This is a genomic window from Actinacidiphila sp. bgisy160 (assembly GCF_057707815.1).
In genome coordinates, this window is record NZ_JBYIQW010000097.1 from 1 (window position 1) to 11489 (window position 11489).

The following is an 11489-nucleotide window of genomic DNA, read 5'->3' on the forward strand; positions in this document are numbered from 1 at the left end:
CCGCGTCGCCGGGTACGCCGTGCCGGGCCGCTCGGCGGAGCCGGGCGGAGGTGTCGCCCGCCGCGCGGCGGAAGGCGCGGCCGAACGCGGACTCGGTGGCGACGGCGAAGGTTGAGCCGCCGGCCGACCGGCACCGGCACCGGCACCCACTCGACACGCGACCGCGAGGCCGTGCCGTACACGGTCTTCACGACCCCACCGCTGTCCCGCGTCGGGTTCACCGAGTGGCCGGCACGCGAGCGGGGGTATGCGGTCGGGGTCGCCGGGAGGCCGTCGGCGAGATCGCCGCGATGCCCCGGGCGAAGATCGTCGGGGAGACGCGGGGACTGATGAAGTTCCTCGACACGGCGACGGACCGGGTGCCCGGCGCTGTCCTGCTCAGGGTCGACTCGCAGGAGCTCGTCAACACGGTCGCGCTCGCGATGCGCCACGGGGTCACGGCCTCCGAGCTGCGTGACGCCATCTTCGGTGGGCGCCCCCGCCGTCGCCGGCGGCGGACTCGCCGTCGACGTCCGCCGCTACGCTCCCGCGACCGCCCGGTGCCGGCCCGCGGACCGGGCGGCGTACCCGACGGTCGCCGCGTACAGCACCAGGAACACCCCGCTGACCAGGGTGATCACGAGCCAGGTCAGGCCCTGCCGGCCGGGCACGGCGGCGCCGTGCAGCCAGCGGACGAGGAAGTTGCCGGTGGCCGCCGCGGGGAAGGAGAAGATCCAGTAGCCCGGGTGGAACCCGTCCTGGCGGACGTGCGGCACCAGGAACAGGACGATCAGGACGGTGAAGAGCACCAGCCCGGCGAATCCGTGTCCCACGGCGTCGACCCGTCCGCCGTGCGCGGCGGTCCAGGCCAGGCCGCCCACGGCGGGCGGGATCGTGAGGACGGTCAGCGTGGGGCGGGCGGGTCCGGGCAGGCCGTTCGCGACGAGACGGCCGAGGATGACGGTGCCGAAGGCGAGCCAGTACAGGACGCCGACGGCGAAGGCGGCCGAGGCCGCGTCGGGGAGTGCGACCGCCGAGCCGGTGGTGCCGGCGATGAAGGGTCCGGAGACCACCGGCAGGAGGTAGCCGGGGTGGAGCGGGGCAGGGCCGAGACCGCCGCTCACCCAGTGGGCGAGCAGCCGGGCGGCGATGACGGCGGAGGCGAGGGCGAACAGCCCGTAGAACCAGCGGGCGCCGTCGACGCCGAAGCGGGCGAAGTGACCGGTGGCCAGCATGCCGATGATCGGGACGTACGCCAGGGTGAAGCCCTGACCGGGGTGGTGGAGATCGTCCAGGACGTTGCGCCAGCGCGTTCCGCCGTGCCGAAGGTACTGCGCGAGCAGCACGACCCACAGCAGGCCGCTGACCACGAACAGGGCGTCGCTGACCCCGATGGGCGCGGACACCGTGGCCGACGCCGACTGCCAGAGCCCGCCCAGGCCCGCCGTACCGAGCGAGACCGACATCAGTCCGATGCGCGTCGCCCGCCGGGCGCGCGCGCTGTCCCCGGCGGTGGCGTGCGCGGGCCGTGGCGAGGGGTTCGGGGGCGTGACGATCACGGGTGCGTCCAGTGCGGCGGGCTGCATGACGGGGCTTCTCCTCCAGTCGGGTGGTTTCAACTTTAAACCAGGCCTGCGGTGAACCCTTCCCGCTCACGCCCGGCCGAGATGCCCACACCCGTCGACGTGCCCGGCTCGACGACGCCAAGAGCCAGGTCGCACGCACCCTCCAGAAGGCGTTGCTGCCGCACTCCCTGCCGCAGGTGCCCGGCCTGCGCGTCGCCGCCCGCTACCTCCCGGCCGCCGGCGGCATAAACATCGGCGGCGACTTCTACGACCTGATCCGCTTGGACGGCTCGGGGGCGGCGGCAGCGGTCATCGGCGACGTACAGGGGCACAGCGTCAACGCGGCGGCGCTGATGGGTCAGATCCGCATCGCGGTGCACACCCACGCGGGCACGGGCGCGGCCCCGGACGACGTACTCACCCGGGCAACCGCCTGTTCGGCGACTTCGACCCGGACCTGTTCACCAGTTGCCCGTACGCCCGGCTCGACGTGCCCGGGCACCGCGCGCTGCCGGCGAGCGCCGGGCACCTGCCGGCGCTGTTGCGCCACCGGTCGGGCCGCACGGAGATCCTCGACATACCGCCCGGGATCCTGCTCGGGGTCGACCTTGCCGCGGACTACCGGGCCGCGGAGGTGTCCATGCCGCCGGGAAGCGTGCTCACCCTGTTCACGGACGGCCTGATCGAACGTCCCGGCACCGATCTGGAGACAGCGCTGGGGGAACTCGCGGACCGGCTCGCCGCCGCGCCCGCCGGTTCACTGGACGACCTGGCCGACGAGCTCCTGCGGGAGGCCCAGCGGACCTCGGGGGGCCGGAACGACATCGCCCCGCTGCTGGTGGGCCCGGCGCCCGGGGAGTGACGGGCGGAGCCCGGCGCGCGGTCGGCCCACCCGGCCCGCGAGCCGGTACCGGGCGAGGGTGTCCCGCGCCGGCCGGCGCACCTCGGCCCACGTGCCGTCGACCGCCGCGCGCCGTGCAGCAGGCGCTCAGTGGGCCGGTCCTCGAACCGGCGGGCGCGGCGCAGCGCGTCGGCACCGGCACTCGTCCCGGCACCACGTGGTAGTGGCGGACCAGCACCCCGAGAACCCGCGATGACGCGGCCCGACCAGCCAGACCACTCCAGCCGCGTCACCGTCGTGCGGGAGGCCGGCGGCACCGGAAGGTGTTCGCCGGGTCTCACTCCCGCCCCACGCTCCCTGCCCCGCCTTCCACGGTGGTGACGGGGGTGGCGCCGGGCCCATGACCATCGGGCCGCGGCCCCTCGGATCCGGTCAGGGGCGGTAGACCGCCCCGGGCTGCGGGGTACCCGGCGCGAGCAGCTGTGGGACGGTGACGAAGGTGAAGCCCCGCTGCTTGAGGGCGTCGATGATGCCGGGCACGGCGGGAAGGGTGCCGCGGTAGCCCTTGGAGTCCGGGCCGGGGACGACGTCGTGGAGCAGGACGATGCCGTCACGGTCCGCCTGGTCCAGGACACGTTTGGTGATCACGTCGGGGTCGTTGGTCTCGTAGTCCTTGGCGGTGACGCTCCACAGCACCTCGGAGAGGCCCATCTCGCGGGCGATCCCCTGGACGGTGTCGTCGGTGCGTCCCTGCGGCGGCCGCATGAGGGTGGGACGACGGCCCGTTATCCGCTCTATCGCGTCGTCGGGACGGCTCAGCTCCTCGCGTATCTCCTCGGGGCCGATCTCCGTGAGGATCTTGTGCGACCAGGTGTGACTGGCCACCTCGTGCCCTTCGGCGACCATCCGCTTCACCATGTCCGGGTAGCGCTCGATGTGCTTCCTGCCGAGGAGGAAGAAGGTGGCGGGCACCTGCTTCTCCTTGAGGACGTCGAGCAGCTGCGCGGTGTTCTTGCTCGGTCCCGCGTCGAAGGTGAGCGCGATGCACTTGGCCTTGCGGCAGTCGACGCTGCCGAAGACGCCCGTGCCGGTCTTCCCGGCCTCCTGCCGCACGGTGCCGGGGGAGGTGGTCTCCACGCGGGTGCACCCGGTGACGGCGAGCGCGAGTGCCAGTGCGGCCACGGGAAAGGCCGCCCATCTGCGGACAGTCCGGGCGGCGTCGGGGCGGGCGGGCAGGAGGCGTCGGGGCCAGGTAGATCGCATGGCCGCGACTCTACACAGGGGGTATACACGTCATACATAGCGGGGGTGCCCGCAATGTGCACGCGACCAGGACGTCGCGTCTACACGATGTGTATACCTCAAGCGTATATTGACGCACATGTCCATCGGTCACACCCTTCTGGGCCTCCTCGAATCCGGGCCGCGCCACGGCTACGACCTCAAGCGCGCATTCGACGAGCGATTCGGCCACGACCGCCCGCTGCACTACGGGCAGGTCTACTCCACGATGTCGCGGCTGCTGAAGAACGGACTGGTCGAGGTCGAGGCCATAGAGCCCGGCGAGGGCCCCGAGCGGAAGCGGTACGCCATCACGGAGGCGGGTGTCACCGACGTCGTGCGGTGGCTCTCGACCCCGGAGAAGCCCGAGCCGTATCTGCAGTCGACGCTCTACACCAAGGTCGTGCTCGCGCTGCTCACCCACCGCGACGCCGCCGACATCCTCGACGTGCAGCGTGCCGAGCACCTGCGGCTGATGCGCCACCTGACCGAACGCAAGCGCACCGGCGATCTGGCCGACCAGTTGGTCTGCGACCACGCCCTGTTCCACCTCGAAGCCGACCTGTGCTGGCTGGAGCTGACCGCGGCGCGCCTCGACAGGCTCGCCCGGGAGGTGAGGGCATGACACCCCGCGAGCCCCTGCTCACCGCCGACGGCCTGCGCGAGAACCACGGATCGACGCCGGCCCTGGACGGGGTGGACTTCTCCATACGCCCCGGCGAGGTCGTCGCCGTGCTGGGACCCTCCGGCTCCGGAAGGTCCACCCTGCTGCACTGCCTCGCCGGGATCGTCGTCCCCGACTCCGGCACCATTACCTACCGCGTCACGAGCTGTCCGCGTTGAACGACGAGTTCGGCTTCGTCTTCCAGTTCGGGCGGCTCGTCCCCGAACTCACCTGCGCGGAGAACGTGGCGCTACCGCTCCGGCTCAACGGTGTCCTCCCGCAGGGAGGCCGCGCGCACCGCCCTGGAATGGCTGTGCCGGCTGGAGGTCGAGGACGTCGCGGGTGGGACGCGTGGCATGAGCCCGGCCGCCACCCCGGCGCCCCCGGCCGGAGCCGGACCTGGCGATGGCGTCCGGTTCGCCGTCACCGGCAGACGTGAGGGCTGGGTGCGTACGCTGCTGACCGCCGTCGGAGTCGGCCTGGGAGTCGCCCTGCTGCTCAACGCGGCTCTGCCGAACGCGCTGACGCGGCGTCACAACCCCGGCGGGGCGGTCGTGGCCCGGGGGGTCAGGACCGCGGAGAGCATGGTGGTCTCCGGGACGTCATCGCGGGAGGCGAGTTTGGCCATCAGGAGCTCCACCGCGCGGGTGCCGATCTCGGCGGAGGGGATCGACACGGACGTGATGGGCACCGGTGCCTGTTCGGCGGTCTCGTCGGGGCAGATCGCGGCGACCGACAGGTCCTCCGGGACGCGCAGGCCCGTGGCCTGGAAGGCGGAGATCAGGGGCTGGGTGATCGGTTCGTTGTGGACGACGACCCCGGTCAGCCCGGGCTGCCCGCGCAACAGTTGCTCGGCCATGGCCCGCGCGGCGGCCGGGGTCTCCGGGCAGGGGTGGACGGACGAGCGCAGGCCGAGGCGGTCGGCGGCGGCCGTGAACCCCGCGGCGACCCGGCGGGCGAAGCCGGTGCCGCGGACGTACACCTCGGGGGGTGAGCCAACGAGGGCCACGGTCCGGTGGCCGAGCGAGGCGAGGTGTTCCACGCACGCCTCGCCGGCGCCCGCGAAGTCCAGGTCGACGCAGGTCAGCCCGGCCGGGTCGGAGGGGAATCCGATCAGTACGGAGGGTCGGTCCAGGGTGCGCAGCAACGGCAGCCGGCGGTCGTCCATCTCGACGTCCATGATGATGAACGCGTCGGCCATGGCGCTCTCCGCGACCCGGATGATGCCCTCCTCCCCCTCGTTCTGCGTGAGGAGGAGGACATCGTGGTCGTGCTCCCGGGCCGCGGTCAGCACGGACGTGGCGAATTGCATGACCACGGGCACGTGGATGCCCTTCCGGAGGGGCAGCACGAGGCCGATCACCCGTGACCTGCTGCTGGCCAGGGACCGGGCTCCGGCGTGCGGCCGGTAGCCCAGTTCGCGGATGCTGTCCTCGATGCGCCGCCGGGTCTCCGGGGAGATCGGCCGCTTGCCGCTGAGGGCGTAGCTGACGGTGCTCGGCGACACGTTGGCGTGCCGCGCGACGTCAGTGATCTTGACCATGCAACTCCCTTGCCGTACGTGCTGTGCCGGTCCGCCCTCAGGAGCCGGAGAGCTCCAGGGTGAGGACGGCGGTCCCGGCCGCGGCACGCGCGGACGGTCCGCCGGCGACCTCGACACCCCACGGAAGGGACGCGTCGGAGGTCTCGGCCCGCAGCGCGGAGCCCTCGCGCACGACGGTGATCTCGGCCGCGGCCGTGCCGTCCTCACGGGGGATCCGCACGGTGGTGCGGGAGCCGTCGGCCGGCTCGAAGACCCGGACGGTCACGTCGTCCGCCCACACGTAGTCGGGACGGTCGTCGACCGAGCCAACCGGGATCGCTGAGCCGGGCCGGGCCAGCAGCGGAACGCTGTGGTAGTCGTGGGTCTCGCGCACCCAGCGCGGGCCGGTGACCTTCTCGCCGGTCGTGAAGTGGGTCCAGGTGCCCTCGGGCACGTAGTACGACACCTCGCCGTCCTCGGAGAACACCGGCGCGACGAGCAGGTCCCCGCCGAGCATGTACTGGCGCTCCAGCGAGACGCAGCCGGGGTCGTCGGGGAACTCCAGCACCATGGCGCGCATCATCGGGACGCCCTCGGTGTGCGCCTGATGCGCCGCACCGTACAGGTAGGGCATGAGGCCGAGCTTGAGCTTGGTGAAGGAGCGCAGGACGTCCACGGCCTCCTCGTCGAAGAGCCACGGCACGCGGTAGGAGGAAGAGCCGTGCAGGCGGCTGTGCGAGGAGAGCATTCCGAACGCGATCCAGCGCTTGAACAGGCCGGCGTCGGGCAGTCCCTCGAAGCCGCCGATGTCGTGGCTCCAGTAGCCGAAGCCGGACAGGCCGAGGGAGAGTCCGCCGCGCAGGGACTCGGCCATCGACTCGTACGTGGACTCGCAGTCGCCGCCCCAGTGCACGGGGAACTGCTGGCCGCCGGCCGTGGCGGAGCGGGCGAAGAGCACCGCCTCGCCCTCGCCGCGGTGCCTGCGCAGCACGTCGAATACGGTCTTGTTGTACAGCTGGGTGTAGTAGTTGTGCATCCGCTCCGGGTCGGAACCGTCGAACCAGGCGACGTCGGTGGGGACGCGCTCGCCGAAGTCGGTCTTGAAGCAGTCGACGCCCATGTCGAGGAGCGCCTCCAGCTTGGACGCGTACCAGGCGCAGGCGTCGGGGTTGGTGAAGTCGACCAGGGCCATACCGGGCTGCCACAGGTCCCACTGCCAGACGCCGCCGTCGGGGCGCCTGAGCAGGTAGCCGGCAGCCTTGCCCTCCGCGAAGAGCGGCGAGCGCTGGGCGATGTAGGGGTTGATCCACACGCAGATGTGCAGGTCACGCTCCTTCAGGCGGCGCAGCATCCCCTCGGGGTCGGGGAAGACGCGCGGGTCCCACTCGAAGTCGCACCAGTTGAACTCACGCATCCAGAAGCAGTCGAAGTGGAAGGCGGACAGCGGCAGGTCGCGCTCGGCCATCCCGTCGACGAACCCGGTGACGGTCTGCTCGTCGTAGGAGGTGGTGAAGGAGGTGGTCAGCCACAACCCGAACGACCAGGCGGGCGGGAGGGCGGGCCGGCCGGTCAGCGCCGTGTACTTGCGCAGGATCTCCTTCGGCGTGGGCCCGTGGATGACGTAGTACTGCAACTGCTGGCACTCGGCGCTGAACTGCACGCGCGAGACCTGCTCGGAGGCGACCTCGAAGGAGACCTTGCCGGGGTCGTCGACGAACACGCCGTAGCCTGCGTCGGTCATGTAGAACGGGACGTTCTTGTAGGCCTGTTCGCTGCTCGTGCCGCCGTCGGCGTTCCAGATGTCGACGGTCTGGCCGTTCTTGACCAGCGGCCCGAAGCGCTCGCCGAGGCCGTAGACGGAGGTGCCGACGCTCAGCCGGAGCTGTTCGCGGATGTGGTGTCCGCCGTCGGCCGTCTCCATCAGGGCCATGGCCTTGACGTCGCTGCTGGTGAGGGTGCGCCCGTCGGCCTGGAACTCCATGCGCCAGTCACCGTCGCGACTGAAGCGCACGCTCAGCTCGCCGGAGGTGAGGACGGCCTGCTTGTCGTCGACCGTCACGACGGGCTCGTGCGGCTCCTCGTGCAGTTCGAAGTGGGGACCGGTCTCGACGTCGCCCTCGAAGTGGGTGATGCGCACGCCGATGACACCGGGCATGGGCGCGGTGCAGTCGACGGTGACGAGCGGGCCCTTGAGCAGGTCGCCGCGGTGCCGGATGTGCTGGGTGGGCGCGTGGACCCGTAGTGTTCCGGGGCCCGGGACGGCATCGAGGACCTCGGCCGGATACGCCGCCGTGACGCCTTCGCGCAGCAGCCAGTACCCGTTGGTGAACTTCATGGTCGATGCCTTTCCCGGTGGGCGGCCACCGGCGTTCTCGGTGCGTGTGGGAGCAGAAGGGGTGGCTCTGCCTCCCGCCCCGGGAGGGAGGGGCGGGGGCAGAGCCGCGGGCGGGCGGCGGGGAGGTCACCCGCCCGCGGGGAGGGCCGCGGACACGGGGGTCCGGGCGCGGATCACTTCACGGCGCCGACGGCGATGCCGCGGGTCAGGGTCCGCTGGAAGAGCAGGAAGAAGACGATGGCGGGCAGCGCGCCGAGGAGCCCGGCCGCGTTGGTCATCGTCGCGTCCATCAGTCGCTGGCCCTGGAGCACGCCGAGCGCCACCGAGACGGTCTGGTTGTCGTTCGACGGCAGCATGACCAGCGGCAGCAGGAACTCGTTCCAGGTCCAGATGAAGAAGAACACCAGGAGGACGCCCAGGGTGGGCCGGCTGACCGGGACCACCATCCGCCACAGGATCTGCCAGCTGTTGGCGCCGTCGATCCTGGCCGCCTCGATGATCTCCTTCGGGAAGGCCCCGAGCACGGAGGACAGGAGGTAGGTGCCGAAGGCCGCCTGCACGACGCTGAAGACGATGATCAGGCTCAGCCTGGTGTCGTACAGCCCCACCTGCTTGGACAGGTAGTACAGCGGATAGACCAGGGCCTCCTGCGGCAGCACGTTGGCCAGCACGAAGAAGGCGAGGAAGTACGCCTTGCCCTTGATCCGCCCGATGCCGATCGCGTACGCGTTGAGCACCGAGAGGATCACGCCGAACACCGCGACCGAACCCGAGATCACGACCGAGTTCAGCAGCGTGTGCCCGAAGTTGACCCGGGTCCAGAAGTCCGTCAGGCCCTCCAGGTGGAGGCCGTGGGGCAGGGACAGCGGGCCGTGCGCGGAGTAGTCGGCCGGCGACTTCAGCGCGTTGATGAGCACGATCAGGAGCGGCAGCACCATGAAGATCGCGCCGAGGATCATCGCCACCAGCACCGGGTAGCGCTTGAGCGCGTTCACTGTGCGTCCTCCGATCGGGTCTGGAAGCGGAGGCCGACGGTGGTCAGCGCCAGGATGATCAGGGTGAGGACCGTGGCGATCGCGGAGCCGTAACCGACATCGGTCTTCTCGAAGAAGGTCGAGAAGGAGAAGTAGGACGGCACGATGGTCGCGTCGGCGGGTCCGCCCTTGGTGAGGACGTAGACGGCGCCGAAGACCTTCAGGGCCGCGATGGTGCACCACAGCATCACCACGTAGATCTCGGGGCGGATCTGGGGCAGCGTCACGTGCCAGAAACGCTGCCACCAGTTCGTCCCGTCCAGCTCGGCCGCCTCGTAGAGCGAGGGATCGACCCGCTGGAGTCCCGCCATGAAGATCACGACGGGAAAGCCCAGCTGCACCCAGACCATGACGGCCATCACGCTGTAGAGCGCGAACTTCGGGTCACCCAGCCAGTCCTGCTGGAGCGAACCCAGGCCGACCGCCTTCAGCAGCTCGTTGAGCGAGCCGTTCTCGGGGGCGAGGATCCAGCTCCAGACGATGCCCGCCACGGTGATGGGCAGGACCTGCGGGAGGTAGAAGCAGGCACGCAGCACGCTGGCCAGCTTCGAACCGAAGTGCTTGCCGATGAAGTCGAACAGCGCCGCGGCCACCACGAGACCGACGGCGGTGGGGATCACCGCCATCGCCAGGACCATGGCGACGCTGTGCCGGAAGGACTCCCAGAACCGCGAGTCCTTCATCAGCTCCCGGTAGTTGTCCAGCCCCGCCCAGGCGGGCGAGCCGACGCCCTGCCAGTGCGTGAAACTGAAGTAGATGTTCATCGCGAACGGCACGATCACGACGGCCAGGAAGGCGATGACACCCGGGATCAAGTACAGCGCGTAGGGATTGCGCAGCCGGAGGGGTCGGGCACTCATGACGTGGGCGCACCCGCGTCATAGGCCTTCTGCAGCTCGTCGAGGACCGCGTCGGGGCTCGCGCTGCCGGTGATCAGCTTCTGGGTGGCCGAGACCAGCACGTCGTAGAAGCCGGGGACCGGCCAGTCCGGGTAGAAGGCCAGACCGTCCTGGGACGAGACCTTGTTGAAGTTCTCGATGAGCTCCTTGGAGCTGGGGTCGGTGATCGCCGAGGGCTCGGCCGCGACGGGCACGCCGCCGTTGTTGCCGAGGGTGTTCTGGATCTCCTTCTTCATCGTGATGTCGATGAAGTCGTAGGCCAGCTGCTTGTTCTTGGCGTTCTTCGGGACGACCCAGAGGTTGCCGCCCGAGCCCAGGGTCATCTTGGACTCCGGGAAGAGGAACGAGCCCCACTGGAACTTGTTCTCGTCGCGGAAGCGCCCGTACCACCAGCTGCCCGAGAAGAAGATCGGGGACTTGCCGCTGATGAAGGAGACGCCGGCGTCCTCGGCCTTGGCGCCGCTGCTCGTCTTGGCGATGTAGCCCTTCTTCACCCAGTCCGACAGGGTGTTGGCGGCGTACGTCCAGGCGGCGTCGTGGAAGTCCGCCTTGCCCTTGTAGAGCTCGAAGGAGTCGACCCAGCTGCGGTCGGCCTTGGTCAGGGCCAGCTGGTACAGGTACTGGTGGGCCGGGTACTCGGCGCCGCCATTGGCGAGCGGGGTGATGCCCTTGGCCTTGAAGGCGGCGAGCGCCTGCTCGAACTCGTCGAACGTGGCCGGGACCTTCACGCCGTTCTTCGCGAAGAGGTCCTTGTTGTAGTACACCATCGTGTACTCGCCGAAGTTCGGGACGCCGTACCAGTTGCCGGAGCCCATGACGCCCTTGGCGTCGTAGCGGCTGGTGGTGGTGACGCTGGGGCTGAGCAACTTGTCCCAGCCATACTTGGTGACCTGCGGGGTGAGGTCGGTGAGCAGGCCCTGCTTGGCCAGCAGGCCGGCGGTGGCGTTGCCCTTGTTGTACTCCATGAGGTCAGGAGCGTTGCTGGAGTTGAGCACCATCGAGGCGGTCTTCTGGATCTGCTCGAAGCCCTTCGCCTCGAACTCCACCTTCACGCCGGGGTGGGACTTCTTGAACTCCTCTATCGCCTGGTTCCAGGCGACGCCCATCGCGCTGTTCGGGGCTTCGTAGTGCCAGAGTTTCAGCGTCTTGCCGTCACCCTCCGCACCGCCGTCCGAGCTTCCGCACGACGTGATGAGCATGGCGCCCGCAAGGGCAGCTGCTGCGAGAGCCAGCGGTCTGCGCACCTTCAACATTGAAGTGACCTCCACCTGGGCCGAACGAATGAGGCGCCCATCGAATGGTTTCGATGCGACGCGTCGAAGCGCTTCGACGCAGGACCGTATGCAGCGATCGCAGATATGTCAAGGGT

9 protein-coding genes and 2 pseudogenes are annotated in these 11489 nt (G+C 70.1%); 3 read left to right on the forward strand and 8 right to left on the reverse strand.

Features of this window, described 5'->3' with window-relative positions:
* Positions 1–518: 518 nt before the first annotated feature.
* Together AC3EUJ_RS36275 and AC3EUJ_RS36280 are read right to left on the reverse strand one after the other, a co-directional pair.
* Positions 519–1565, reverse strand: coding sequence for a TDT family transporter (locus AC3EUJ_RS36275; protein WP_431969133.1), 1047 nt, complete (start codon positions 1563–1565; stop codon positions 519–521).
* A 35-nt stretch (positions 1566–1600) separates the two neighbouring features.
* Entirely contained in the window at positions 1601–1930 is a 330-nt protein-coding gene (locus AC3EUJ_RS36280) for a hypothetical protein (protein WP_431969148.1), read from the reverse strand.
* Here AC3EUJ_RS36280 and AC3EUJ_RS36285 point away from each other — a divergent pair.
* Positions 1898–2406: pseudogene (locus AC3EUJ_RS36285) on the forward strand (PP2C family protein-serine/threonine phosphatase). The gene AC3EUJ_RS36280 and the pseudogene AC3EUJ_RS36285 sit on opposite strands and share 33 nt — an antisense overlap.
* Before the next feature lie 411 nt (positions 2407–2817).
* Here the strand turns inward: AC3EUJ_RS36285 and AC3EUJ_RS36290 are convergent.
* A complete protein-coding gene (locus tag AC3EUJ_RS36290) occupies positions 2818–3648 on the reverse strand; it encodes a polysaccharide deacetylase family protein (protein WP_431969135.1) in 831 nt (276 codons plus the stop codon).
* A gap of 118 nt (positions 3649–3766) precedes the next feature.
* On the opposite strand from AC3EUJ_RS36290, the gene AC3EUJ_RS36295 reads away from it, so the two are divergent.
* Both AC3EUJ_RS36295 and AC3EUJ_RS36300 read left to right on the forward strand, forming a co-directional pair.
* Entirely contained in the window at positions 3767–4291 is a 525-nt protein-coding gene (locus AC3EUJ_RS36295; protein WP_431969137.1) for a PadR family transcriptional regulator, read from the forward strand.
* Positions 4288–4755 (forward strand): annotated as a pseudogene (locus tag AC3EUJ_RS36300) (ATP-binding cassette domain-containing protein); the annotation flags it as partial. The gene AC3EUJ_RS36295 and the pseudogene AC3EUJ_RS36300, both read left to right, overlap by 4 nt.
* A gap of 107 nt (positions 4756–4862) precedes the next feature.
* Here the strand turns inward: AC3EUJ_RS36300 and AC3EUJ_RS36305 are convergent.
* The 5 genes from AC3EUJ_RS36305 to AC3EUJ_RS36325 all read right to left on the reverse strand — a co-directional run bounded on the left by AC3EUJ_RS36305 (position 4863) and on the right by AC3EUJ_RS36325 (position 11373).
* Positions 4863–5873 (reverse strand): LacI family DNA-binding transcriptional regulator, encoded by a 1011-nt coding sequence (locus tag AC3EUJ_RS36305; RefSeq protein ID WP_431969138.1) that lies wholly within the window; start codon positions 5871–5873, stop codon positions 4863–4865.
* A gap of 37 nt (positions 5874–5910) precedes the next feature.
* Positions 5911–8187, reverse strand: a complete 2277-nt coding sequence (yicI, locus tag AC3EUJ_RS36310) for an alpha-xylosidase (RefSeq protein ID WP_431969140.1) — start codon at positions 8185–8187, stop codon at positions 5911–5913.
* 173 nt (positions 8188–8360) lie between these two features.
* Positions 8361–9146, reverse strand: coding sequence for a carbohydrate ABC transporter permease (locus tag AC3EUJ_RS36315; protein ID WP_431969146.1), 786 nt, complete (start codon positions 9144–9146; stop codon positions 8361–8363).
* Between the two features lie 32 nt (positions 9147–9178).
* A complete protein-coding gene (locus tag AC3EUJ_RS36320) occupies positions 9179–10081 on the reverse strand; it encodes a carbohydrate ABC transporter permease (RefSeq protein ID WP_431969142.1) in 903 nt (300 codons plus the stop codon).
* A complete protein-coding gene (locus tag AC3EUJ_RS36325; RefSeq protein ID WP_431969144.1) occupies positions 10078–11373 on the reverse strand; it encodes an ABC transporter substrate-binding protein in 1296 nt (431 codons plus the stop codon). Before AC3EUJ_RS36325 ends, AC3EUJ_RS36320 begins: the two co-directional genes overlap by 4 nt.
* Positions 11374–11489: the final 116 nt, after the last annotated feature.